Below are 24,054 nucleotides of genomic sequence, written 5' to 3' on the forward strand. Positions count from 1 at the left end.
CGTCGGCGAGGCCCCCGCCCCAATAGGGCATGACCCGCCCGCGATGATAGAGCGTCAGCACGGCCGAGACAGGCCGGTCGCCATCGCGCACGATCAATATGTCCGCATCCTCGCCGAACCGCTCCAGCACGGCGCGGAACAGGCGCGCGGGGAAGACCGGGGTGCCGAGGTTGCGGACGCTAGTGGCGTAGACGCGATAATGGTCGCGCAGATGTTGGCGGCTGCGGCCAATGTCGATCGCCAAGGCGGGGTTCGCCAGCGCCTTGCGCAGCTCGGCACGATGCTTGCGCGGGATGGCGAGCAGTTCCGCGTCGTCGTCGGCGGCGATCGGCCGGACGAAGCCGACATGCTGGTCGGCGCGCTGTTCCCAGGCTCCGCCGGGCACCGGGCCGCCGCGCAGTTCCAGCGACAGGCCGCCGCGATCGCGCGCCAGATCTTCCGCCGCCCTGACGAGGGCCGTGGCGGCGCGATCATTGTCAGCCAATATACCACCATCGACGGCGAAGGCGGTCGAAACGAGCGCTTGGCCGAACAGGCGGCTGCGCACATGATGCAGCGGCAAGAGCCCGCTGATGCCGCCCGAAGGGCCGACCGCTGCGAGTAGCAGGGCCGGATTGGCGGTGCCGTCCTGCACGGCCAGCAACCAGGCCGGGCGGTGAAAGGGGGTGCCGTCGGCATGAGCCATGACATAGGCGTCAACCGCCCGCGCCTGTGCCGGGTCGGCCAGGTCCATGATCGTGACGAAGGGGGTGGCGGACTGCCCCATGGTCAGGACGCGCGTGCCGCTTCGGCGTCGGCCAGCGCATCGACCCGCGTCCAGGCGAAGTCGCGCGTCAGGCGGCGCAGCTTGGCGGCCATGACCGACAGGTTGCTGTAATGGCGCAGGCGCGAGCGCAACGGCGCCTCAGCGACGCGCGGCTGGTCCGGGTCGATTTCCCAAGGATGGAAGTAGATGATAGCGGGCCGCCCGGCCTGATGATTGGCTTGCCGGATCGCCCAGCGCGAAAAGCCATAGGGGAGCAGGCGGAAAAAGCCCCCTCCCCCCGCCGCCAGCGTGCGATTGCCCAGTTTCGCCGTCGTTACCGGCAATTCGACCAGATCGGACCCCGACACGGGTTTCCAGGCGAAGCGCGGCGATTCCGGCCAGCCATAATGATCATGCCGGATCGGCGCGACGCTGGAGGAATAGCGATAGCCTTCCTCCGCCAGGATGGGATGCGCCCAGGGGGTGCGGGTGTCGATCGAGAAACTGGGTGCGCGATAGCCGGTCACGGCCTGACCGCTGGCATCTTCCAATATGGCGCGGGCCTTGCGCAGATCGGAACGGAAGGCTTCGGGGGTGAAGGTGAAGACGCGGGCATGGTCATAGCCATGGCTGGCGACTTCGTGCCCGGCGTCTGCGATACGGCGCATGAGCGCGGGATAGCGTTCCGCTACCCAGCCCAGGGTGAAGAAGGTCGCCCTGACGTCCGCCTGCGCGAACAGGTCCAGCACGGCGTCGGTATTGCCCTCGACCCGGTGAGTCAGCCCGTCCCAATCGGCGCGACGGATCGTGCGCTCGAACGCGCCGACCTGGAACCAGTCCTCGACATCGACCGACAGGGCGTTCTGCATCATTCCGGTGATCCCAGCGCGTCTTGCAGTCAGGCGGCGACGCTGTCCTGCGTCACCCCCGCCATGCGATCTTCGCGTTCGACCCAATCGACCAGCAGGGTCAGGACGCGGCGAAGTGCCGTATCCTGCTCCTCGGCGCGGAATTCCAGCGAGGACAGCCGCTCCTCGATCAGGGTGAAGCAATCCTTGAGCGCTTCGGGATCGATCGTCTGGGCGGGAACGAAAGGCACATGCGCCTGCACCGCGCGCAGCGAGGCGATTTCAGCGCGCAAGGCTTCGATCTCGCCCAGCATATCGTGGCGCAGCGTTTCGACGGCTTGGGCGTCGATGGTGTCGGGCTGTTCGGCCTCGGCTTCGTGCAGGTCGGCGATCTTGGCGTCCAGTTCGTCGGCCAATTCTTCGACGACGTCGGCTTCGGGCTGATCGTCATCCTCTTCGATGGCTTCCTCCCCGACAGGCGGCGCGAAAGGCGCGCGCTGCATCGACCAGTCCTGCTGGTCGTAGGGCGACGTGAAGTCGCCAAGGGTGGCGTCGTCCTGCGCGACGTTGTTTTCGAGCGCGACCGGCGCATCTTCGATCTCGGCATCCTGTGTGCCGGAGGCGAAGGGCCAGCTCTCTTCGATCATATCTTGCTCTTCCTCGACTTCGGCGACGATCTCGTTCGCTTCTTCGACTGTTGCCAATTCGAGCGGTGCGATGTCGTCTGCCACGTCCGCTTCGGCTTCTGCTTCTGCTTCGACTTCCGGCGCGATTGGGGTGCTGTCGTCCTCGACATCTTCGACATCGTCCAGCGCGGACGGCGTCATTGCCGCTGGCGTGACGTCGATGTCGAGACCCATATCGGCGACGACCGCCTGCACCACATCGGCGTCGATCGCATCCAATTGCTCGATCGCGCCCATCAGCAGGACGCGGCTGACCAGCGCGTTCAGGCGACGCGGTACGCCGCCGGTCGCGGCGTAGAGCGCGGCGAAGGCATCGCGGCTGAAGATCGGGCGACCGTCCCAGCCCGCCACGGTCAGGCGGTGAATGACATAGGGTTCGACTTCATTGGCCATCATCGGTTCGAGATGATGGGTCGCGATGACCCGCTGGCGCAATTGTTCGAGCTGCGGCGATTTCAGCAGGTCGCGAAATTCAGGCTGGCCGAGCAGGAAAATCTGCAGCAGCGACTGGCCGCCCAACTGGAAATTGGACAGCATCCGCAATTCCTCGATCGCCGAGACCGCGAGATTCTGCGCCTCGTCCACGATCAGCAGGGTGCGCCGTCCGGCGCGCGCCTGCATGTGGAGATAGGCTTCCACCTGTTGCAGCGTCGCCGCCTTGGTCATGCCCTCCGTCGCGAGGCCGAAGCTCTGCGCGGCGAGGCGCAGCATGTCGTCGCCCTGCACCTGGGTCGAGACGATCTTGACCGCGGTGAGACGCGAAGGGTCGATCGTCTGCATCAGATGGCCGACCAACGTGGTCTTGCCCGCGCCGATGTCGCCGGTGATGACGATGAAGCCTTCGCCCTGCGCCAGACCATAGCCGAGATAGGACAGCGCCTTGCGATGGGTGGCGCTTTCGAAATAATAATGCGGGTCCGGCGTCAGCTGGAACGGGCGACCCTGCAAACCGTAGAATTGATCATACATATCTTCGTCTCCCCAGGCCGACCCGTTAGAAGCTGTAGCGCAGGCCGACCTGGCCCAACGCGCTGATGATAGTTTCGAAATCGTCCGCCTGGACGCCGTCCACGCCGACCGAGGCCGATGCGGACAAACGCCGGGTCAGGCTTTTATAATAGCTGGTGAACGCGCCGAAGTTCAGCACGTCCGGCCGATCGCCACTGGCATCGAAATAGTTGATGTAGGTGACCAGATCCATGCTGTCGCTGTCGTTGAACATGTAGCTGACCGAACCGTTACCATACCAGTTTTCGTCGCGCGATCCGCTGATCAGCACGCTCTGGCCCTGCGGCGTGATGAACTTGCGCTGCGAATAGCCAGCGCCAAGGCCCCAACCCCATGGCCCGCGCCGCAGGGCATATTGCGCCGCGACGCCGCGATAGCGGAAATTCGCGTCAGTGATGCCCGACAGCGAGTCGTTGAAACATTGCCCGCCGCCGGTGGTCGAGAAGGCGCAGCCGGTGAGGTCGCCGGTGAAGGGATTGCGCACGACATTGAGGCTGCTGCCCGAAACGGCGGCGACATCGGCCATGATCATGCGGCCGAAACTGTCGATGCCGTCGAAGACCATGACGCCGAAGCTGCTGTCCTGCCCCTGCCAGGTGAAGCTGCCCTGATAGGTCATGCCGCCATAGCGTTCACCCACGCGCGCGGTCAGCGACGTGCGGCGGCTGGGCCGCCAGAGGACGCCTGCATCCCAGATGATATCGTCGAAATTATAGATGAGCGCGCGCGGCGAGCTTTTATCGGTGACATAGCGGCCGTTGCGGATGAGCGGCGTGCCATCGGTCGCACGTTGCGGCGAGCGCTGGCTGATCTCGATCTTTTCATAGCCGATACCGCCGATCAGCGCGACGGTGCGCGAGACCGGCAGAGTCGCATCGAGCCGACCCCAGGCATTTTCGAACCGCTGGTCGAGCTGGCTGGCGTCTTCGCGATTATAGCCTGCGCTGGCGGTCAGGCCCACCGGCAGCAGCGTGTCGGGGGCAAAGCCGACCGACCCCAACAGACTGTGCGTCCAGCTATCAGCGAAGGAACCGCCCTGCCCGCCCACGAAATCGGCATTGACGCTGTCTTCGACCCGCGCATAGCCCAATTGGTAGGAGCCGTTGACGGTGAAATCGCCGACCTGCGTCGTGTAGGACGGGCCGACATAGCCGGCATAGACCTGGCTGGTGAAGCTATTGTCGTTGAGCGAGGTCGCGCCCGACAGGCCGTCGGTCCGCACCCGCGTCGCAAAGCCGCCTGCGTTAAGCGACAGGCCCCGCGCCAGATTGACGCGCGCGCTGGCGATGCCGCTCAGCACGTCCTGGTCCGGTGCCTGGCTGCCCCAGCCGAAGCTATGATTATATTGGACGTCGACCACCGCCTCGACGCGACGGTTCTGCACTTCGGCGGTCAGGCCAGCGGTGACATTGGTGTAGGTCAGCACGTCGCCGCCGCCCTTGAGCGGGCCGGTCACGACCTGATCGATGCCGATATAGGGCGTGACGTTCATGCGGCGATCCGTATCCTGCGCCAGCGCGGGCGCGGCGGCGGTCGCCAGCGCGACGAGCGATGCGCCGCCGATCCAGTAACGGGTCATGAGCGGGGTTCCCCCTTGGCATAATAGCTGCCGAAACGGCGGCCGCCGCCGGTGAAGCGCACGGCGTTGAGCAGAAGCTGGACCTGCGCCCCGCCCTTGAGCAGGCCGATCGCGTCGCGCACGGCGGCTTCGCTGGTCTTGTCGGCGCGCACCACCAGCAGGGCGATGGCGACATGGCTGGCCAGCACGGCGGCGGGCGAGGCCGCGAGCAGCGGTGGCGAATCGAACACGAGGATGCGGTCGGGCCGTCCTTCCGTCAGGCGCGCGAGCAATTGTTCGGTGCGCGCAGATGACAGAAATTCGGTGTCCGCATTGCTACGCTGTCCGGCCGGCAGGATCGAGAGCGAGGGGATATCGGTGCGGATCACGCAATCCTCGATCGCCATCAGTGGATCGGCGAGCGCGTCCATCAGGCCGGGGCCAGCATCGAGGCCCAGCGCGGCGGGGATGCCGGGCTTGCCGAAATCGGCGTCGATCAGCAGGATTTCGCGATCCTTTTCGGCCGCGAGGCTGAGCGCCAGGTTGATCGCGCAGAAGCTCTTGCCGTCGCCGCTATGAGGCGAACAGACGAGGATGCGGTTGCCGCGCTTATTATCCTGTAGCTGCGCAAGCAGGTCGCGCTTGAGCAGGCGGAACTCCTCGCTCATCGCCGTGACGGGGCCGTCGGGCTGGAGCAGGCCAGCTTCCGCGAGCGCGATGCGGTCGATCGGCTGGATGGGGCCGGTCCAGGGCAAGGCGCGGAAGCCCGTCGGCGCGGGGGCCAAGGCCGCGGGCGCGACAGCGACCGGCTCGACGAGCGGCGGGGCATCAGCGGGCATTTCGACCGCAGGCGCGGCGCGGCCACGCAGCGCAGCGCTGAAATCATAGATTTCGGTGGCGCGCTCGATCAGCGAACCGCCTTTGATGGGGCTATGCTGGTTCATGTTTCCTGGTTCCTTCACGCCCACATCTCAAGCCATGCCGCGCTGGACAAATTCGACGACGATCAGCAGCAGGCAGACCGCCGCCAGCCCGCCGCTGGCGCCCGCAAACCACTTCATGCGTTGCTTTTCGACGGCGACCTGCGTCGCGCTGACCGCCTGGCTGATCGATCCGGCGACCGGCAGGCCGATGGCGCGTTCCAGACGGGCGGCGGTGGGGAATGTTCCCTTGAGCTGGCCCATGGCGAAGGCGACGCCGACACCCGCGCCGATGCCGACGATCAGCACGCCGAGCAGCAACAGCGGCCGGTTGGGTGCAGTCGGTGCGGTGGGGACGCTGGGCGGGTTGATGACGCGGAACTGGACCGATCCGGTTTCCGACTTCACCTCGCCACGCAGGCGGATTTCCTCGCGATCGGCGAGCAGCTTGTCATATTGGGTCTTGAGCACTTCATAGTCGCGGTCGAGCTTTTCCTGCTCCGATGCGATGCCCGGCTCGTCGACCTGTTTGGCCATCATGGCGTTGAGATCGGCCTGGAGCTGTGCCTTGCGGGTGGAGAGCGCCTGCACCGTGGCGGCGCGTTCGGCCTGCATCGACTTGATCGACAGATAGGCGGGATTGGGCGTGCCACCGCCGCCGCCTGCGCTGCCGCCGCCACCCTGACGGCGCAGGGCATCGACTTCGCGTTGCGCCGCGATCACGTCGGGATGGTTGGCGGTCCAACCGCGCGCGCGCATCCCGGCAAGGTTCGACTGGGCCTGGCTGAGCGCCGAAGGGCCGCCCGCAGCGCCGACGCCCGGCAGGCTTTGCGGCGTGCCTGCCAACTGGCCGTTCATCGCGCTCAAAGCGCTTTGCGCCTGCACCAGCTGCGAATCGATCTGGTTGATCTCCATCCGCGCGGCGTCCATGCGCTGGCTGATGGAGCCTGCGCCGGGCAACAGCCCAACATAGCGCTGGGCAAATTCGACGCGACGCTGGTCGGCGGCCTCCATCTGCTTGCCGCGTGCAGCAATTTGCTGGTCGAGGAATGCGAGGCTCTGTCGGGTTTGCGTCCGATCGCCGGAGAGATTTTCCTCCTGGAAGATGTCGATCAGCTTCTGCGCCACCTGCTGCGCGATGCGGGCGTTCGCGCCGTCCGACAGGCTCGAATCGGCCGACACGGCGCTGATGTCGATCATGCTGGGGTCGGCCTGCGCCATCACGGTGATATTTTCACGCAGCTTCGTGATCTTGGCGGCGACATCGCGCGGGCCGGAGACGCCCTGCGACAGATCGGTTTCGTGCACGACCTTTTCGAGATTTTCGGCGCTGGCGAGCGTGCTACGCACGCGCTCCAGTTCCTGCTGCGACTGGACCTGGGTGATGCCGACCTTGTCCTCCAGCAACGACTGGGTGCTGACATAGACCCGCGCCTTCGATTCATAGCTGTTGGGGATCAGCGCCACGCCGAGCCAGCCAAGCATGGCCACGCCCCAGGCGACGCCCAGCGCGATCCAGCGGCGGCTCCATATGCCATGGAGCAGGACCAGCAATTCGTCGTAAAGACCGGCCATATCAGAACATGCTTTCAGGGATGATGATGACGTCGCCGGGGGCGAGCATGACGTTGGCGCGCGTGTCGCCCTTCTTGAGAAGGTCGTTCAGGCGGACCTGATATTCCTTTTGCTTGCCGCTACCCTTGTCGAAGCGGACGAGGCGTGCGCGGTTGCCCGCTGCAAATTCGGACAGGCCACCGACCGAGATCATCGCGTCGAGCAAGGTCATGTTGGCGCGATAGGGGATGGAAGCGGGCTTGTCGGTTGCGCCGACGATCCGCACCTGTTGACTGAAGGTACCGCTGAAATTGTTGACGATGACCGAAACGAGCGGATTTTCGATATATTTGGTGAGCGCCAGCTTGATGTCGTCCGACAGCATCCGGGGCGTCTTGCCCACGGCCGGCATGTCGGTGATCAGCGGCGTGGTGATGCGCCCGTCGGGCCGCACCTGGACCTTGGCACCCAGTTCGGGATTGCGCCACACGAAGATGGTGAGGTCATCGAGCGGGCCGATGATATATTCCTCGCCCGGTCCTTCCTGTGTCGACACGAAGGATGCCGGGGGCAGTTGCGGCCCGGCAGGCACCGTGGCGCAGCCCGACAGGGCGACGGCGGGCAAGGATGCGCCGATCAGGAGCCTGGAAACGGACAGGAAACGCATATTCTCACCTCTTTGTGCGGCCTTGTGTGACCGGCCGCCAAAGAGGGGTGGCAAGGCCGTTCAGCACAGGGCTTCGGACCTCTTCATGCCGTCAAAGGGTAAAGATACCGTTAGGAGTTATGTGCAGAGTAATTCAGCCAAGTAAAACTTCACGAGGACTTGGGTGGCCAAGAAAAGCGGTCGGACTTGCCGACGCGCCATAGGCCCCTGCAAGGAAGATGGCAATGAGGTCGCCTTCCTGCACCTGGGGTAACGCCACCTTGTCGCCGAGCCGGTCGATCGGCGTGCAAAGGCAGCCGACGACGGTCACGGGTTCTGCCGCCGGGTCCGCGCCGAAACGGTTGGCGATGGCGATCGGATAGTTGCGGCGGACGACGGTGCCGAAATTGCCGCTGGCCGCGAGTTGGTGATGCAGGCCGCCATCGACGACGACGAAGGTTTCGCCCTGGCTGACCTTAACGTCGATTACGCGGGTTAGATAGACGCCCGCCTCCCCCACCAGCCAGCGGCCGAGTTCGATCGCGAAAAGGGTGGGTTTGAGGATGTCGGGCAATGATTCCAGCGCGCTGTCGAGGGCGACGCCGATGGGGCGGATGTCGAGCGGGACGTCGCCGGGGAAGTAAGCAAGGCCAAAGCCGCCGCCCAGATTGACCAGCGGCGGCGCTACGCCAACCGCTTCGGACAGGCGCGCCGCCAGCGCGAGGGTGGCAGCCTGCGTCTCGATGATCGCCAGGGCGTCGAGATTTTGCGAGCCAGCGAAAATGTGCCAGCCGCGCCAGTCGGCCCCGCCGTCGATCATCGCGCGGGCAAGCGCCGCCGCGCGATCGGCATCGACGCCGAACGGCTTGGCCCCGCCGCCCATCCGCATCCCGGAGCCTTTGAGATGGAAGTCCGGGTTGACCCGCACCGCGACGCGCGGGGTCTTGCCGATCCGCTGGCCGATGGCGAGCGCGCGACGCCCCTCCCCTTCGGATTCAATGTTCAGCGTGACGCCTGCGAAAATGGCGGCTTCCAGTTCGTCATTCCGCTTGCCCGGCCCGGCAAAGCTGATCCGTGACGGGTCCATCCCGGCCGCGAGCGCCATGTCCAACTCGCCGCCCGACGCGATGTCGAAGCCATCGACTTGCGCCACCATGCCCGCGAGCAGCGGGGCGTAAGGGTTGGCCTTGATCGCATAATGGAGGTGCAGGGCGGGCGGCATGGCGGCACGGAAGCGCCGGACTTGGGCCTCGACGATCGCCATGTCATAGGCGAAGAGCGGCGTGTCGCCTGCCTCATCCACCAAGCTGGCCGCGCCATAGCCGCCGATCAGCAACATGCCCTCCTCGCCGGCGAACCAGGGCGGGATCGGTCCCATCGGCTTCATCTGTAAAACCCTCTCAGCATCATATGTGCTCCTGCGAAAGCAGGAGTCCAGGGCAATAGGTCACCTGCCTCACCCTAGGCTCCTGCTTTCGCAGGAGCACCATGTTGATGCGCGAGGGCGACTCGATCGGTCTTGCCGTTGGGATTGCTGGGAAATTCGTCCAGCACAAGGATGTCCCTTGGCTGCATATAATTGGGCAGTTCGCTTTTAAGGTGGGCGGCGACCGCCTGCGCGACCGCCGGATCGTCGGCGCGTAGCAGCAGTCGGACCACCTGGCCCAGCCGGTCATCCTTCACCCCCAGGGCCACCGCTTCGGCGACACCGGCGACGGCGACGGCGGCTTCCTCTATCTCGGTCGGGCTGATGCGGTTACCCGCCGACTTGATCATCGCATCGTCGCGACCGACGAAATAAAGCAGCCCCTGCGCGTCGCGCCGCACCGTGTCGCCCGACCACACTGCCATGCCGCCATAGCGGGAGGCAGTAGGCGCGGGCTTGAAGCGTTCGGCGGTACGGGCGGCGTCGCGCCAATAGCCCTGCGCCACCAGCGGGCCGCAATGGACAAGCTCGCCCGGTTCGTCGTCATCGGTGACGCTGCCATCGGGGCGCAGCACCAATATCTCGGCAAAGGGGATCGCGCGACCCATCGAATCGGGGTGGCTGTCCACCAAAGCGGGCGGCAGATAGGTGGAGCGGAAGGCTTCGGTCAGGCCATACATGGGATAAAGGTCGGCGCGGGGGAACAGGGCGCGCAGTTTTGCCACAAGAGGCCGGGTCAGCGCGCCGCCGCTGTTGGTCAGCCGCTTGAGCTTGGCGGCGACGTCCTGTGGCCAGTCCAGTTCGGTCAGTTGCACCCAGAGCGGCGGCACCCCGGCGAGCGTCGTGATGTCGCGTCGGTCGACCAGCTTCATCACATCGCGCGGGGTCAGATAGTCGAGCGGATAGACGCAGCCGCCCGCGGTCCAGGTCGAGAAGAGCTGGTTCTGGCCATAGTCGAAGCTGAACGGCAGGACACAGGCGGTCCGGTCGTCCGCGCCCATCCCCAGATAATCGGCCACAGCGACCGCGCCCAGCCAGAGATTGGCATGGCTGAGCATCACGCCCTTGGGCCGTCCGGTCGATCCGCTGGTGTAGAGGATGGCGGCCAGCGTGTCGGGCGCAGCGTCGGACGGGCCGATCGGATCGCCGCCGCTCATGGCGCAGGCGGCGTCCTCCTCCCGATGCAGATGGCAATCGGGCGGCACGTCGCCGGGCAACAGGCTGTCGAGTCGCGGCGCTGTGCCGATCAGCATCGCGGCTCCGCTGTCGGACAGGATATGGGCGACCTGGGCATGTTTGAGCAACGGGTTGATTGGCACATGGACGAGGCCCGCGCGGGGCGCGGCGAGCGGCATCAAGGCTGCGACCGGCCCCTTGGCGATCCAGCTCGCGACGCGCGCGCCCGGTTCCAGCCCGAACCCGGCCAGCCAGCCCGCCAGCCGTCCCAGCGTTTCTTCCAGTTCGGCGAAAGTATAAGTGCCCGATCGCCCGTCCAGCGCCGGGCGGAGCGAATCGCCACGCAGTAGGACATGATCGATCGGCAGGCTGCCCGCAGACGGGCCTGTCGGGCTTAACTCCATTTCCAGACTTTGCACCTAAGCGTTCCTCTTCTGGTTGCGGAGATAGTCGGTTGCCGACGACAAGGGAATATCACAGCCTGGCCGAAGTCGGGCACGCGCTGCAGGGCCGTGCCGATCGGATGGCCATGCCTTCCCTGTTCGACCGGTTCGACTGGTATGCGCTGCTGCATCAGCATTGCTTTGCCGCCGCGCCGGTGCGCGTGCTGGTGGCGGAGGATATGGGCGTGCAGGCGTGGATGGTCCTGATGCAGCCGGAAGCGCGGCGCGTGTCTGCGCTGGCCAATTGGTATAGTTTTGCCTGGGCGCCGATATTTGTGGGCGACCCCGACGAGGCGCAACAGGGTCGGCTGCTCGATGCGCTGGCGCGGCATTTGCTGGCGGGCCATAGCCAGATGGATTTCTATCCGCTGGAAGATGGCGGCGCACTGCGCGCCAGTTTGCGGCGGGCGGGCTGGTTTGCGCTGTCGCGGCCAATGGGCGGACGCTATCTGCTGCGCCCGGCGGGACGGGATTTCGCGACCTATTGGGCGGCGCGGCCGGGCCGGTTGCGGACGCTGGTGCGGCGCAAGGCGCGCAACAGTCCTTATGTACTGTCGATCAGCGACCGGCTGACCGACGATCTGTGGCAGGACTATGTCGATGTGCATGACCGTAGCTGGAAGGCGGCGGAGCCGGGGCTAGCCTTCCTGCGCGCGCTTGCGGAGCAGGAGAGCGATGCGGGGACGTTGCGGCTGGGCTTTGCGCGGCTCGATGGGCGGGCGGTGGCGACGCAATATTGGACGGTCGAGCATGGCGTTGCCCTCATTCACAAACTCTCCCATGATCGCGCCCACGATGCCGGGTCCCCCGGCACCTTGCTGAGCCACGCCATGTTTGCGCAGGCCATCGACCAGGATCGGGTCGCGCTGATCGACTATGGCACTGGTGACAATGGCTATAAGGCCGACTGGATGGAGGAGCGGATCGCGCTGCACCGGATCGACGCCTTCAATCCACGCTATGCGTCGAGCTGGCTCCCGGCGGCGCGGACGGCGATTTCCGCGCTTGTCGGATAGGGCATGAATGACTAGGAAAGCGCCCTTATGCGGGCCAATCATCCTTCGCCGGTCGGTCAGGCCGATACCATCGACACTCTGACGCGGACATTGCTTCGCGACGTTCTGGGCCTGTCCCAGGAGCGGGTCGATGCGTTCGAGGCGGACACGCCCTTGTTCGGCGCGCTGCCTGAGCTGGATTCCATGGCGGTTGCGGGGCTGCTGACCGAGATGGAGGATCGCTTCGATATCCTGATCGAGGATGACGATATCGACGGTGACACGTTCGAGACGTTCGGGTCGCTGGTGGCCTTTGCGCGGGGTAAGGTGGCCCAGTAAGGTCCGTTCGCTTCGAGCGTGTCGAGAAGCGTTTAGCTTCGCTGGACTCGGCTCTACCTCGTTTCTCGACTTCGCTCGAAACGAACGGAGGTCATGTCATTCGGCCGCCATCGCTTCGAAGTCAGCTTCCGCCAGGAACTTCTCGACATCGAGCGCGGCCATGCAGCCCATGCCGGCGGCGGTTACGGCCTGGCGGTAGATTTTGTCGGTGACATCGCCCGCGGCGAAGACGCCGGGGATGGCGGTGTGGGTGGTGCCCTTGTCGACCAGCAGATAGCCTTCGTCCATCGGCAGCTTGCCGGTGAACAATTCGGTCGCGGGATGATGGCCGATCGCGACGAAACCGCCGTCGGTGGGTTCGTGCGACCGCTCGCCGGTGACGGTGTCGATCAGATCGACGCCGACCAGCCCTTCGGGCGTGCCGCCGCCGACGAATTTGTCGACCGCCTTGTTCCACAATATCTTGATGCTCGGATGGGCGAACAGCCGTTCCTGCAGGATTTTTTCGGCGCGCAGCGTGTCGCGGCGGTGAATCAGCGTGACGTCATGGCTGTGGTTGGTGAGGTAGAGCGCTTCTTCGACCGCGGTATTGCCGCCGCCGATCACCACCACCTTCTTGCCGCGATAGAAGAAGCCGTCGCAGGTGGCGCAGGCGGACACGCCCTTGCCCTGCAGATGCTCCTCGCCCTCGACGCCCAGCCATTTCGCCTGCGCGCCGGTGCAGATGACCAGCGTGTCGGCGACATAGACGATGCCGCCATCGCCGGTCAGGCGGAAGGGACGCTGCGACAGGTCGACATCGACGATCTGGTCATACATCATCTTGGCGCCGACATGTTCGGCCTGCGCCTGCATCTGTTCCATCAGCCATGGCCCCTGGATCACGTCCTTGAAACCGGGATAATTTTCAACATCGGTGGTGATGGTGAGCTGACCGCCCGGCTGCATCCCCTGCACCACGATCGGCGCGAGGCCAGCGCGCGCGCCATAGATGGCGGCGGACAGACCGGCGGGGCCGGAACCAAGGATGAGCATGCGGGTCGAGTGGGTGGCGGTCATGAACGGGGCTTTCCGGCTGCGATTCGTAGTGGAGGAGAGATAGGCCGTGACGGCGCGCAGGCAAGCGATGGATTTGCTTGGGGGGCGGCAAGCAGGGATGTGGGTGGGGTTACAGGGACGCGACGGGGCGAAGTTCACAGTGTCGCAGGCGTGATTTTTAAGGAGGATTCGGGCGAATGGCTACGGGAAAGCCACCGCGACGCGACGGTGACGCGACAGGTTCGCGCCTGTGACGCGACAGTTGGGTAATGGTGGCGCGGCAGTAGCGCGACAGGGATTGGCTGGGGACGGATGGTGGCAGGCGGCTGATGCACCGGCCGGTTAGATCAGGGATTTTCCTACATTGGAAGGGGCCATCAGGATTGCGTGTTGCCAGCTTATTTCCCGCATCCCTATTCCCCGCCTTCACCCCGCGACGATCCTGTCCTACATGGGATGGGATGAGCGCTCCCCTGTATAACAAAGACATATTGCGGCTCGCCGCCAGCATCCCGCATCATGCCCGCTTGCCCGAACCGCAGGCGAGTGTGGAGAAACGGTCGCCGACTTGCGGATCGCGGATCGTGGTCGATGTGGCGATGGCGGATGGGCGGCTGGCGCAGATGGGGCTGGACGTGAAGGCCTGCGCGTTGGGGCAGGCGTCGGCGTCGCTGATGGCGGCGCAGGCGATCGGGATGAGCGCCGACGAACTCGCCGAGGCGCGCGACAAGCTGACCGCTTATCTGTCGGGCGCGAGCGAGGATCTGGATTTCTGGCCGGGCCTTGCCGTACTGGCCCCGGCGCGCGGCTACCCGGCGCGGCATGCGTCCATTCGGCTGGGCTTTGAAGCGATAGCCGAAGCGGCGCGGATGGCGGACGCCTGATGCAGATGATGCCTGCCCCCCTGCCCGTTCCGGTCAGCGCCACCGACATGCTGTTGTCGGAAGGCGTCATCCTGCTGGGGGCGGCCGTGCTGTTCGTCCTGCTGTTCCGCCGGTTCGGGCTGGGTGCGGTGCTGGGCTATCTGGTCGCGGGCGCGCTTGTCGGGCCGCAGGGGCTGGGGCTGGTCGGCGGCGGCGAATCGAAGCTGGCGATTGCCGAAATCGGCATCGTGCTGCTGCTCTTCCTCGTCGGCCTTGAACTCCACCCGGCGCGGCTGTGGCGGTTGAAGCGCGACATTTTTGCGCTGGGGCTGGCGCAGGTGGTGTTGTGCGGTTGTGTGCTGACGGCGATCATCTTCTATTCCACCGGCTTCACCTGGGGCGCGGCGATCGCGCTGGGCCTGCCGCTGGCGCTGTCATCGACGGCGCAGGTGTTACCGGGTCTCAAATCCAGTGGCCGGATCAACTCGCCCTTTGGCGAAAAAGCCTTTTCGATCCTGCTGTTCCAGGATCTGTCGATCGTGCCGCTGATCACGATCATCGCCGCGCTGTCGCGCAATCCGGCCGATGCCGCCGGGCCGCCGGGATGGGTGTTGGCGGGCTATACGGTCGCGGCGATTGCGGGGCTGGTGCTGGCGGGGCGGTTCATTCTGCGGCCTTTGCTGGGGCTGGTCGGGCGGCTGGGCGAACGCGAATTGTTCGTGGTGGTCGGGCTGTTTACCGTGCTGGCGGCGGCGGCGCTGATGCACAGCCTGCATCTGTCAACCGCGCTTGGGGCGTTCGTGGCGGGCGTGATGCTGGCCGATTCGCCCTATCGGCATGAGATAGAGGCCGATGTCGAACCCTTCCGCTCGATCCTGCTCGGCCTCTTCTTCCTGGCGGTCGGCATGGTGCTGGACCTCAAGACCGTTGCGGCCAATCCGGTGTTCGTCATCGGCATGGCGCTGATTTTGGTCGCGACCAAGGCGGCGATCATCGCTGGCCTCGCGCGATTGTTCGGCATGGATTGGCGACCGGCGCTGGGCGCAGGGCTTCTTCTGTCGCAGGGCGGCGAATTTGGGTTCGTGCTGTTTGCGCAGGCGCAGAGCGCGATGCTGATCGCGCCCGAAGCGTCGAGCCTGTTCAGTGCGATCGTCACCTTCTCCATGGCGACGACGCCGTTCCTGATGCTGTTCGCCCGCCGGTTCGAGTTCGCCGCGTCGCGCGATGGCGCTGACTTGCCCGGCCCGGACGAGGCCCCGCGCGGCACCGCGATCATCGTTGGCTATGGCCGTTTTGGCCAGACGGTGGCGCAGATGCTGATCGGCCATGGCTTTGCCGTCGTGTCGATCGACAAGAAACCCGCGCAGATCGAAGTATCGCAGCGGTTCGATACGAAAGTCTATTATGGCGATGGCACGCGCATCGACCTGCTCCATCGCGCCGGTGCCGACGATGCCCGGCTGATCGCCTTCTGCATTGACGACCCTTCGCTCGACAGCCGCGCGCTGCAGCCGATCGCCGAGGCCTTTCCGCAGGCCGCGCTGATGGTGCGGGCGTTCGACCGCAGGCAATTGCTGGCGCTGCAGAATATGGACCTCGCCGGTGTGGTGCGCGAAGTCTATGAATCGGCGATCTGCATGGGGGTGCAGGCGATGCAGGCGCTGGGCGTGCCTGACGAGGAAGTCGAGGAGGTCGAGCGTCAATATCGCGCCAATGACGAACAAAGGCTGGCGCTGCAGATCGAGCATGGCGACCTGATCGCGGCGAAGGATCTGATCTACCGCCCCGGCAAGGGGATGCGGCTGCTGACGCGCGGCGATGGAGAAAAGACATGATTGCTGTCCTGGCGGCTTTGTCCGCGGCGCTCGCCATTGGCGCGGGCGCGTTCGGCGCGCATGGGGTGAGCGATCCCAAGGCCGTCGAATGGCTGCGCACCGGTGGCACCTATCAATTGATCCATGCCGTCGCGACGATTGCGATCATGGGCGTCGCGCGCGGCGCGGCGGTGCTGCTGCTGATCGGCGCGGCAATCTTTGCGTTGACGCTCTATGCCATGGCGCTGGGCGCGCCGCGCTGGCTGGGGGCGATCACGCCGATCGGCGGGGTGCTGATGATCGGCGGCTGGCTATGGGCGGCATGGCAGTTCGGGCAGCGCTGACAGCCTGCCCTTGCCCCCGGCCCCGCCCCGGCCTAGATTGGTCCGATGGCCGACCATAAACATCATCATATTGAGCCGACCGGCACCAAATTGGCCGACGCCGCGCGCCGCACGCTGGAAGCCCAGAGCGAACAGTGGACGCCGATGCGCGCCGCCATTTTCGATGCGCTATCGGCCGAGGAAAAGCCCGCATCCGCCTATGACATTGCCGATACGGTGTCGAAGGCGCGGGGCAAGCGGGTGGCACCCAACAGCGTCTATCGCATTCTCGACCTGTTCGTGACGAACAATATCGCGATGCGGGTGGAAAGCGCCAACGCCTATATCGCCAACGCGCATCCGGGCTGTCATCACGACTGCATCTTCCTGGTGTGCCGCAATTGCAAGCAGGCGACCCATCTGGATGACGACAAGGTGACTAATCAGGTCCGTGCCGTCGCCGAGCAGGAAGGCTTCAAGCCCGAACGACCGGTCATCGAAATATTGGGCACCTGCGCAAAATGCGCGGCGTGACCGCGGCATCGCGCCGTTCGCCCTACTGCCCCAGCGCCTATATGAGTCTATTCCTTTCATGAATGATCGCCCGCAAACGCCGTTGCTCGACCAGGTCATCTGGCCTTCCGATCTGCGCACCCTGAAGCCCGAACAATTGCGGCAGTTGGCCGATGAATTGCGGCAGGAAGTGATTTCCGCCGTGGGTGTGACGGGCGGCCATCTGGGGTCGGGGCTGGGCGTGGTGGAGCTGACCACCGCGATCCATTATGTGTTCGACACGCCACGCGACAAGCTGGTGTGGGATGTCGGCCACCAATGCTATCCGCACAAGTTATTGACCGGGCGGCGCGACCGCATCCGCACCCTGCGTCAGGGCGGCGGGCTGTCGGGCTTCACCAAGCGGGCCGAATCCGATTATGATCCGTTCGGCGCGGCGCATAGCTCGACCTCGATCAGCGCGGCGCTGGGCTTTGCTATCGCCAACCAGATGCAGGACCGGCCGGGCAAGGGCATCGCCGTTATCGGCGACGGCGCGATGTCGGCGGGCATGGCCTATGAGGCGATGAACAATGCGCAGGCGGCGGGCAATCGGCTGGTCGTCATCCTCAACGACAATGACATGTCGATCGCGCCGCCGGTGGGTGGCCTTTCGGGCTATCTCGCGCGGCTGGTGTCGAGCCGGGAGTTTCTGGGGCTGCGCGATCTCGCCAAGAAACTGGCGCGCAAGCTGCCCCGGCCGCTGCACAATGCGGCGCGCAAGACCGACGAGTTCGCGCGCGGCATGGCGATGGGCGGCACCCTGTTCGAGGAACTGGGCTTCTATTATGTCGGGCCGGTTGATGGCCATAATCTCGACCAGTTGATCCCGGTGCTGGAAAATGTGCGCGACGCGGCCGAGGGGCCATGCCTGGTCCATGTCGTGACGAAGAAGGGCAAGGGCTATGCCCCGGCCGAGGCCGCCGACGACAAATATCATGGCGTGCAGAAATTCGATGTAGTGACGGGCACGCAGGCGAAAGCCCCGCCCGGCCCGCCAAGCTACACCAATGTCTTTGCCCAGGCGCTGATCGCCGAGGCGCAGCGCGACCCGAAACTGTGCGCGATTACGGCGGCGATGCCATCGGGCACCGGCCTCGACAAATTCGCCCTCGCCTTCCCTGATCGGATTTTTGACGTGGGGATTGCCGAGCAACATGCGGTGACCTTTGCGGCGGGGCTGGCGGCGGAGGGGATGCGACCCTTCTGCGCCATTTATTCGACCTTCCTGCAACGCGCCTATGACCAGGTGGTGCATGATGTCGCGATCCAAAACCTGCCGGTGCGTTTCGCGATCGACCGGGCCGGGCTGGTCGGCGCGGATGGATCGACCCATGCGGGCAGTTTCGATGTCACCTACCTCGCCACTCTGCCCAATATGGTGGTGATGGCAGCGGCGGACGAGGCCGAACTGGTGCATATGACGCATACCGCCGCGATGCATGATAGCGGGCCGATCGCGCTGCGCTATCCGCGCGGTAACGGGACCGGTGTGGCGATGCCGGAAACGCCCGAACGGCTGGAAATCGGCAAGGGCCGGATCATGCGCGAAGGGCGGCAGGTTGCGATCCTTTCGCTCGGTACGCGGTTGGAGGAGGCGCTCAAGGCCGCAGAGGTGCTGGAGGCCAAGGGGCTGTCCACCACCGTTGCCGATTTGCGCTTTGCCAAGCCGCTCGATGAAGCGATGATCCGCCGCTTGCTGGCGACCCATGAGGTCGCCGTGACGATCGAGGAAGGCGCGATCGGCGGCCTTGGCGCGCATGTGCTGACGCTGGCGAGCGATTTGGGGCTGACCGACGCGGGGCTGAAGATCCGCACGCTGCGGCTTCCGGATATTTTCCAGGATCAGGACAAGCCCGAAAAACAATATGCCGATGCGCGGCTGGATGCCGATGCGATCATCGACACGGTGCTGACGGCGCTGCGGCATAATAGTGCGGGTATTGGGACGGAAGCGCGGGCTTAACGCCCACGCCATAGCTTCCATGAAAAAGGGGCCGATTGGCCCCTTTTTTTGTCGCTTACGGTTGCGGCGTCACCGCCCTGGCGTCCTGGCCGTCGCCTTCGGGGGCGGCGATGATGTCGCGGGTGGTGGCACCCTTTTCCACGACTTCGGTGGCGGGGTCGCCGGCCGAGGAGCGGATGCCCGCTGCCGCATTGGCGCGGCCGGCGGCGTCGAGCGTCGCGGTTTCGGTGGCGCTGCGCTGGGCGGGGCCGCCGAACATGGCGTCCATCGCGGCCTTGCCCGAATCGACCGAGGCGGCCGACGGGGAGCCGGGCGCGGGCGGGACCAGCGCGAAGTCAGGTGGGATGACCAAGGGCGCCTGGCGCGACACGGCGAATTCGTCGGGGCGCTCGCGGTTGAACAGGCCACCGCCGCCGCCACAGGCGGACAGGGTGGTGAGCAGACCAGCGGCGAGGATCAATTTACGCATTACTTCAAAGTCTCCGTCTTTGCGTCCTTGTCGCGCAGCAGCAACGCCCGCGCAAGCAGGATCAGCACCCCGATGGTGATGGCCGCGTCGGCCAGGTTGAAAATCAGGAAGGGCCGCCATTCGCCGAAGTGCAGATCGGCATAATCAATGACATAGCCGAGCCGCATCCGGTCTACGATGTTGCCGATCGCGCCGCCCAGGACGAGGCCGAGAGCAGCGACATCCTGCCGCGCCTTTTCGCGCCACATCCACACGGCCACGAACCCGGCGATCAGGATGGTCATGCCCACCAGCGCCCAGCGCATCAGGTCGGTATCGGCGTGGAAAAAGCCCATCGAGACACCGCGATTTTCCAGCCAGCGCAGGCGGAAGATCGGCAGGATTTCGATGCCGATATCCGCGCGGCTTTTCAGCGCCAGCGGATAGGTGACGGTATATTTGATGAGCTGGTCGAGCGCGAGCGTCACGATCGCCACGGTCAGGCCCAGCGGGCGGTGGTTAATGGGGGTGGGCATGCCTGCGCTCTCTAGCCTAAAAAACTGTCGTCATCCTGAACTTGTTTCAGGATGACGACATGGAGGAACATCGCTTAGCCCGTCAGCACCGCGTCGCAGCGGTCGCAGAGCGTGCCGTCAGTGGTGACTTCGGGCAGTTTGCGCCAGCAGCGGCCGCATTTATGCCAGCTGCTGGGCTGGACGGTGATGCCATCCCCCTGCCCCATGGTCACGCGCGCGACGATCGCCACTTCGGCGAAATCGACATCGCCCACCGCGAGCAGTTCGCCCATGGTGACGTCGGCGTCCAGGCTGGAGCGGACGATCTTTTCGCGGCGCAGCGGCTCGATCGCTTCGTTCACCTGTTCGCGCTGGGTGCGCAATTCGCGCCATTTGTCGTCCAGATCGCGGTCGAGCCAGTGATGATCGATCTCCGGCCATTCGAGAAAATGGACGCTATCTTCGTCACTTGGGAAGCGGCTTTGCCACACTTCCTCGGCGGTGAAGGGGATGATCGGCGCGGCGTAGCGAACGAGCGCGTGGAACAGCGTGTCGAGCAGGGTGCGATAGGCGCGCCGCTTTGGGTCGGTCGGCGCGTCGCAATAGAGGCAGTCCTTGCGGATGTCGAAGAAGAAGGCCGACAGGTCGCTATTGGCGAAGTCGAACAGAGCGCGGGTGTAGCGGCTGAATTCGAGCCAATTGTCGCTGTCCGCCGCCTTGTCCACGACCGACTTCAATTCCGCATCCAGCGCCGCCAGCCGGTGGAGCATATAGCGTTCCAGTTCGGGCATTTCAGCGTAGGAAACGGCCTCCGTCGCTTCATCATAGTCGGCAAGAGCGCCAAGCATGTAACGGAAAGTGTTGCGCAATTTGCGATAGGCGTCGGACGAACCCGCCAGCACTTCCTTGCCGATGCGGACATCGTCGAAATAGTCGGTGCTGGCGACCCAGACGCGCAAGATGTCCGCGCCGCTTTCGGCCATGATCTTGAGCGGATCGACTACATTGCCGAGCGACTTGGACATTTTCTTGCCCGTACCGTCGAGCGCGAAGCCGTGGGTCAGCACTGCGTCATAGGGCGCGCGACCGCGCGTGCCGCTCGATTCGAGCAGCGAGGATTGGAACCAGCCGCGATGCTGGTCGGACCCTTCGACATAGAGGTCGGCGCGGGTGCCTTCGCCATAGCGGGCCTCCACGACGAAACTATGGGTCGAGCCGCTGTCGAACCAGACGTCGAGAATGTCGGTCACGACTTCATAGTCGGCCAGGTCATAATCGGGGCCGAGCAGCGCCTGATGATCGGCACCGAACCAGGCGTCCGCACCGGCCGCCTTGAAAGCGTCGATGATGCGGGCATTGACTGCCGGATCAACAAGATACTGGCCGCTCTTGCGATGGACATAGAGGGCGATGGGGACGCCCCAGGCGCGCTGGCGGCTGATCACCCAGTCGGGACGATCGCTGACCATCGCATTGATGCGGTTGCGCGAGCGTTCCGGCACCCAGCGGGTGTTCTGGATCGCGTCGAGCGCGACACCGCGCAGGGTCGGGCCGTTGGTCGGCAAGGCCGTCGCCAGCGCGCCGGTGATCGGCTCCAGCGGCGGGAGCGGATAGTCGGGCATGGTGTTGCCGGATGGCTTATCCATCGGGATGAACCATTGTGGGGTGCAGCGGTAGATGATCCGCGCCTTCGACCGCCAGCTATGGGGATAGCTGTGGCGGAAGTCGCTGGCGGAGAGCAGCGCACCGGCGGCGCGCAGGTCGGTGCAGATGGGGCCGTCCACGCCGTTGAACTTGGTGTTGATGACGCTCCCCTGCCCCGGCAGCCATTCCCAATCGTCGCGGTAGAAGCCTGCGTCATTGACCGCGAAGACGGGATCGATGCCAAGCTTCTTGCAGGCGATGAAATCCTCCTCGCCATGGTCGGGCGACATATGGACAAGGCCCGTGCCCGCGTCGGTGGTGACGTGGTCGGCGGGGAGGAAGGGACGTGGGCGGTCGAAGAAGCCGAGTTGCGACTTATCGTCACCCCGGACTTGATCCGGGGTCCCGCTGCCTTCTGGCGTCGGCGCAGAAGAAGAAGCGGGATCCCGGCTTTCGCCGGGATGACGGAGGGAATTGGCCATGGGGTGGCGCGCGATGGCTCCGGCTAAGTCGGTTCCTTTGCCAGTCCAAACAACTGTCCAACCAGAGCCTTCCGATAACCAAGGCGTTTTACCTGCACGCTCAGCAAAATCATTCCAAAGCTCTGCAGCTGTCAGAATAACTCGGTCACCTGCCCGCATAGCGAGGTATTCAATCTCTTCCCCATAAGCGATCGCCTGGTTCACCGGGATCGTCCAAGGCGTTGTAGTCCAGATCACCGCATAAGCCCCCTCCAATTCTGGAGCATTGGGCGCGTGCGTGATCTCGAACGCCACGTCGATCTGGGTGCTCGTCACGTCCTCATATTCGACCTCGGCTTCGGCCAGCGCGGTCTTCTCCACGGGCGACCACATCACCGGCTTGGCACCGCGGTACAATTGCCCGCTTTCCGCGAACTTCAGCAACTCGCCGACGATGGTCGCTTCAGCGTCGAATTTCATGGTCAGGTACGGATCGGCCCAGTCGCCCATCACGCCCAGGCGCTTGAACTGTTCCTTTTGCACGCCCACCCAGCGGTCGGCATAGGCGCGGCATTGAGCGCGGAATTCCTGGGCGGGCACCTCGTCCTTGTTCAGCTTCTTCTTGCGATATTCCTCTTCGATCTTCCATTCGATCGGCAGGCCGTGGCAGTCCCAGCCGGGCACATAGGGCGCATCCTTGCCGAGCAGCGACTGGCTGCGGACGATGATGTCCTTCAACACCTTGTTCATCGCATGGCCCATATGGATGTCGCCATTGGCGTAGGGCGGGCCGTCATGCAGGATGAAACGTTCGCGCCCGGCGCGCTTTTCGCGCAGCTTGCCATAGAGGTCCATCGCCTCCCAGTGCGCGGCGATCGCCGGTTCCTTTTGCGCGAGGCCCGCCTTCATCGGGAAGTCCGTCTGCGGCAGGAATACGGTGGACTTATAGTCGGGTGCGTCGGTCATGGGGTTCCGGTATCTGCAAACATCCGTTCGTTTCGAGCGCAGTCGAGAAACGCTGGCACGGCGCGTATCGCTTCTCGACTTCGCTCGAAGCGAACGGGGTTAGGAATAGCTGGCCGCATTAGGCGAGGTGGGGCGTTCCCGCAAGGTTTTGGCCCGCAAGGATTTGCCGTGCATCGACGCAGTCCTGGGCAATGCCGTTCATCAGGGCGTCCAGCCCGTCATAGGCGCGTTCGGCATGAAGATAGGCGATCAGTTGCACCGCGATCCGCTGGTCATAGAGATTTTCGGCGAAATCGAAGAAATGCGGTTCCAGCAGCAATTTGGGCGGGTCGAACATAGGCCGGATGCCAAGGTTCGCTGCGCCGTCCAGCACTCGCCCGTCCGGCAGCAGCCCGCGCACCGCGTAGATGCCATAGGCCGGGCGCAGATAGTCGCCCATGTCGATATTGGCGGTGGGGAAACCGATAGTGCGGCCAAGCTTGTCGCCATGCTGGACCACGCCTTCGATGATGAAGGGCCGGGTCAGCAGCCGGGTCGCGGTGGCGCAATCGCCCCCCTGCAATGCGGTGCGGATGCGGGTGGAGGAGATGATGTCGCCGCTGGCGTCGGCGACCGGGGCGACCGCCTGCGTCCATAGGCCCGAAGCTGCGCCGAGTTCTGCCAGCACAGCGACCGATCCGGCGCGGCCACGGCCGAAGGTGAAATCCTGTCCGGTGACGACGCCCGCCACGCCCATATCATCGGCCAGGAGGCGGACGAAGGCCTGCGGGTCGAGTGCGGCAAGCTCCGGCGTGAAGGCGAAGACCAGCATCGCGTCGGCCCCGGCGGCGGCGAACAGCGCCTGCCGCTGGTCCAGCGTGGTCAGGCGGAAATGGGGCGTATCGGGCCGGAACAGGCGCATCGGGTGCGGATCGAAAGTCGCGACGATGACCGGCCGCCCCTCCGCCCGCGCGCGCGCGATGGCGTGGCCGACCACGGCCTGATGCCCGGCATGAAATCCATCGAAATTGCCCAGCGCCATGACGGCCCCGCGCAGATGCGCCGGAACCGGGGCGCTGCTTGTCAACCGCTCCATGGCGCGGCCTATAGGGGGGTGGGATGGGTGTGGCAATTAGGGATC

At 65.0% G+C, this 24,054-nt stretch carries 20 protein-coding genes and 1 pseudogene; 7 read left to right on the plus strand and 14 right to left on the minus strand.

Translation table 11 applies throughout. From position 1 onward, the window contains the following. The 9 genes and pseudogenes from IL54_RS09635 to IL54_RS09675 all read right to left on the minus strand — a co-directional run. The coding region (locus tag IL54_RS09635) for a GNAT family N-acetyltransferase (RefSeq protein ID WP_156106286.1) at positions 1–766 on the minus strand (766 nt) is incomplete at its 3' end. A gap of 2 nt (positions 767–768) precedes the next feature. Next, positions 769–1,617, minus strand: a complete 849-nt coding sequence (locus IL54_RS09640; RefSeq protein ID WP_037475151.1) for an XrtA system polysaccharide deacetylase — start codon at positions 1,615–1,617, stop codon at positions 769–771. Positions 1,618–2,386: 769 nt separating this feature from the next. Further along, positions 2,387–3,248, minus strand: a pseudogene (locus IL54_RS25900) (XrtA/PEP-CTERM system-associated ATPase); the annotation flags it as partial. Between the two features lie 25 nt (positions 3,249–3,273). Continuing rightward, positions 3,274–4,866, minus strand: a complete 1,593-nt coding sequence (locus tag IL54_RS09650; RefSeq protein ID WP_037475155.1) for a hypothetical protein — start codon at positions 4,864–4,866, stop codon at positions 3,274–3,276. Further along, entirely contained in the window at positions 4,863–5,789 is a 927-nt protein-coding gene (locus tag IL54_RS09655) for a P-loop NTPase (RefSeq protein ID WP_037475158.1), read from the minus strand. The genes IL54_RS09650 and IL54_RS09655 overlap by 4 nt, the downstream gene beginning before the upstream one ends. A 27-nt stretch (positions 5,790–5,816) precedes the next feature. Beyond that, positions 5,817–7,340 (minus strand): XrtA system polysaccharide chain length determinant, encoded by a 1,524-nt coding sequence (locus IL54_RS09660; protein ID WP_037475160.1) that lies wholly within the window; start codon positions 7,338–7,340, stop codon positions 5,817–5,819. Position 7,341: 1 nt separating this feature from the next. After that, the gene (locus tag IL54_RS09665) at positions 7,342–7,986 is read right to left on the minus strand and encodes an XrtA/PEP-CTERM system exopolysaccharide export protein (RefSeq protein ID WP_037475161.1); all 645 of its coding nucleotides are present in this window, start codon (positions 7,984–7,986) and stop codon (positions 7,342–7,344) included. Between the two features lie 133 nt (positions 7,987–8,119). Further along, positions 8,120–9,352, minus strand: a complete 1,233-nt coding sequence (locus tag IL54_RS09670) for a pyridoxal-dependent decarboxylase, exosortase A system-associated (protein ID WP_037475164.1) — start codon at positions 9,350–9,352, stop codon at positions 8,120–8,122. 74 nt (positions 9,353–9,426) lie between these two features. Continuing rightward, positions 9,427–10,971, minus strand: coding sequence for an acyl-CoA ligase (AMP-forming), exosortase A system-associated (locus IL54_RS09675; RefSeq protein WP_052027772.1), 1,545 nt, complete (start codon positions 10,969–10,971; stop codon positions 9,427–9,429). Between the two features lie 50 nt (positions 10,972–11,021). On the opposite strand from IL54_RS09675, the gene IL54_RS09680 reads away from it, so the two are divergent. Then, positions 11,022–12,026, plus strand: coding sequence for a GNAT family N-acetyltransferase (locus IL54_RS09680; protein ID WP_037475167.1), 1,005 nt, complete (start codon positions 11,022–11,024; stop codon positions 12,024–12,026). Positions 12,027–12,053: 27 nt separating this feature from the next. Continuing rightward, positions 12,054–12,344: a phosphopantetheine-binding protein gene (locus tag IL54_RS09685; RefSeq protein WP_037475170.1), complete on the plus strand. Its 291-nt coding sequence runs from the start codon at positions 12,054–12,056 to the stop codon at positions 12,342–12,344. Positions 12,345–12,440: 96 nt separating this feature from the next. Here IL54_RS09685 and trxB read toward each other — a convergent pair whose 3' ends face one another. Further along, positions 12,441–13,403 carry a thioredoxin-disulfide reductase gene (gene trxB / locus IL54_RS09690; RefSeq protein ID WP_037475172.1) on the minus strand — a complete coding sequence of 321 codons (963 nt, stop codon included), beginning with the start codon at positions 13,401–13,403 and terminating at the stop codon, positions 12,441–12,443. Between the two features lie 440 nt (positions 13,404–13,843). Here trxB and IL54_RS09695 point away from each other — a divergent pair, with 440 nt between their 5' ends. The 5 genes from IL54_RS09695 to dxs are packed head-to-tail and all read left to right on the plus strand — an operon-like array spanning position 13,844 to position 18,900. Further along, a complete protein-coding gene (locus IL54_RS09695) occupies positions 13,844–14,266 on the plus strand; it encodes an iron-sulfur cluster assembly scaffold protein (protein WP_037475175.1) in 423 nt (140 codons plus the stop codon). After that, entirely contained in the window at positions 14,266–16,080 is a 1,815-nt protein-coding gene (locus IL54_RS09700; protein WP_037475178.1) for a cation:proton antiporter domain-containing protein, read from the plus strand. The genes IL54_RS09695 and IL54_RS09700 overlap by 1 nt, the downstream gene beginning before the upstream one ends. Next, positions 16,077–16,403 carry a DUF423 domain-containing protein gene (locus IL54_RS09705; RefSeq protein ID WP_037475181.1) on the plus strand — a complete coding sequence of 109 codons (327 nt, stop codon included), beginning with the start codon at positions 16,077–16,079 and terminating at the stop codon, positions 16,401–16,403. The genes IL54_RS09700 and IL54_RS09705 overlap by 4 nt, the downstream gene beginning before the upstream one ends. A gap of 45 nt (positions 16,404–16,448) precedes the next feature. After that, positions 16,449–16,916 (plus strand): Fur family transcriptional regulator, encoded by a 468-nt coding sequence (locus tag IL54_RS09710; protein ID WP_037475183.1) that lies wholly within the window; start codon positions 16,449–16,451, stop codon positions 16,914–16,916. A gap of 58 nt (positions 16,917–16,974) precedes the next feature. Then, entirely contained in the window at positions 16,975–18,900 is a 1,926-nt protein-coding gene (gene dxs / locus IL54_RS09715; RefSeq protein WP_037475185.1) for a 1-deoxy-D-xylulose-5-phosphate synthase, read from the plus strand. Between the two features lie 55 nt (positions 18,901–18,955). Here dxs and IL54_RS09720 read toward each other — a convergent pair whose 3' ends face one another. The 4 genes from IL54_RS09720 to IL54_RS09735 all read right to left on the minus strand — a co-directional run bounded on the left by IL54_RS09720 (position 18,956) and on the right by IL54_RS09735 (position 24,009). Beyond that, positions 18,956–19,369 (minus strand): DUF3035 domain-containing protein, encoded by a 414-nt coding sequence (locus IL54_RS09720; RefSeq protein WP_037475187.1) that lies wholly within the window; start codon positions 19,367–19,369, stop codon positions 18,956–18,958. Further along, positions 19,369–19,884 carry a signal peptidase II gene (gene lspA / locus IL54_RS09725; protein ID WP_037475189.1) on the minus strand — a complete coding sequence of 172 codons (516 nt, stop codon included), beginning with the start codon at positions 19,882–19,884 and terminating at the stop codon, positions 19,369–19,371. Before lspA ends, IL54_RS09720 begins: the two co-directional genes overlap by 1 nt. Before the next feature lie 74 nt (positions 19,885–19,958). Continuing rightward, a complete protein-coding gene (gene ileS / locus IL54_RS09730) occupies positions 19,959–22,934 on the minus strand; it encodes an isoleucine--tRNA ligase (protein ID WP_037475192.1) in 2,976 nt (991 codons plus the stop codon). Positions 22,935–23,052: 118 nt separating this feature from the next. Then, positions 23,053–24,009: a bifunctional riboflavin kinase/FAD synthetase gene (locus tag IL54_RS09735; RefSeq protein ID WP_037475194.1), complete on the minus strand. Its 957-nt coding sequence runs from the start codon at positions 24,007–24,009 to the stop codon at positions 23,053–23,055. Between the last annotated feature and the right edge of the window lie 45 nt (positions 24,010–24,054).

The organism is Sphingobium sp. ba1 (genome assembly GCF_000743655.1).
In the GTDB taxonomy this organism is placed as follows: domain Bacteria; phylum Pseudomonadota; class Alphaproteobacteria; order Sphingomonadales; family Sphingomonadaceae; genus Sphingobium.

Excerpts from the sequence above, each read along its gene's own strand:
- IL54_RS09640 (WP_037475151.1), bottom strand. The coding sequence starts at position 1,617 with ATGATGCAGAACGCCCTGTCGGTCGATGTCGAGGACTGGTTCCAGGTC.
- IL54_RS09650 (WP_037475155.1), bottom strand. The coding sequence starts at position 4,866 with ATGACCCGTTACTGGATCGGCGGCGCATCGCTCGTCGCGCTGGCGACC.
- IL54_RS09655 (WP_037475158.1), bottom strand. The coding sequence starts at position 5,789 with ATGAACCAGCATAGCCCCATCAAAGGCGGTTCGCTGATCGAGCGCGCC.
- IL54_RS09660 (WP_037475160.1), bottom strand. The coding sequence starts at position 7,340 with ATGGCCGGTCTTTACGACGAATTGCTGGTCCTGCTCCATGGCATATGG.
- IL54_RS09665 (WP_037475161.1), bottom strand. The coding sequence starts at position 7,986 with ATGCGTTTCCTGTCCGTTTCCAGGCTCCTGATCGGCGCATCCTTGCCC.
- IL54_RS09670 (WP_037475164.1), bottom strand. The coding sequence starts at position 9,352 with ATGAAGCCGATGGGACCGATCCCGCCCTGGTTCGCCGGCGAGGAGGGC.
- IL54_RS09675 (WP_052027772.1), bottom strand. The coding sequence starts at position 10,971 with ATGGAGTTAAGCCCGACAGGCCCGTCTGCGGGCAGCCTGCCGATCGAT.
- IL54_RS09685 (WP_037475170.1), top strand. The coding sequence starts at position 12,054 with ATGCGGGCCAATCATCCTTCGCCGGTCGGTCAGGCCGATACCATCGAC.
- trxB (WP_037475172.1), bottom strand. The coding sequence starts at position 13,403 with ATGACCGCCACCCACTCGACCCGCATGCTCATCCTTGGTTCCGGCCCC.
- IL54_RS09695 (WP_037475175.1), top strand. The coding sequence starts at position 13,844 with ATGAGCGCTCCCCTGTATAACAAAGACATATTGCGGCTCGCCGCCAGC.
- IL54_RS09700 (WP_037475178.1), top strand. The coding sequence starts at position 14,266 with ATGCAGATGATGCCTGCCCCCCTGCCCGTTCCGGTCAGCGCCACCGAC.
- IL54_RS09705 (WP_037475181.1), top strand. The coding sequence starts at position 16,077 with ATGATTGCTGTCCTGGCGGCTTTGTCCGCGGCGCTCGCCATTGGCGCG.
- IL54_RS09710 (WP_037475183.1), top strand. The coding sequence starts at position 16,449 with ATGGCCGACCATAAACATCATCATATTGAGCCGACCGGCACCAAATTG.
- dxs (WP_037475185.1), top strand. The coding sequence starts at position 16,975 with ATGAATGATCGCCCGCAAACGCCGTTGCTCGACCAGGTCATCTGGCCT.
- IL54_RS09720 (WP_037475187.1), bottom strand. The coding sequence starts at position 19,369 with ATGCGTAAATTGATCCTCGCCGCTGGTCTGCTCACCACCCTGTCCGCC.
- lspA (WP_037475189.1), bottom strand. The coding sequence starts at position 19,884 with ATGCCCACCCCCATTAACCACCGCCCGCTGGGCCTGACCGTGGCGATC.
- ileS (WP_037475192.1), bottom strand. The coding sequence starts at position 22,934 with ATGACCGACGCACCCGACTATAAGTCCACCGTATTCCTGCCGCAGACG.
- IL54_RS09735 (WP_037475194.1), bottom strand. The coding sequence starts at position 24,009 with ATGGAGCGGTTGACAAGCAGCGCCCCGGTTCCGGCGCATCTGCGCGGG.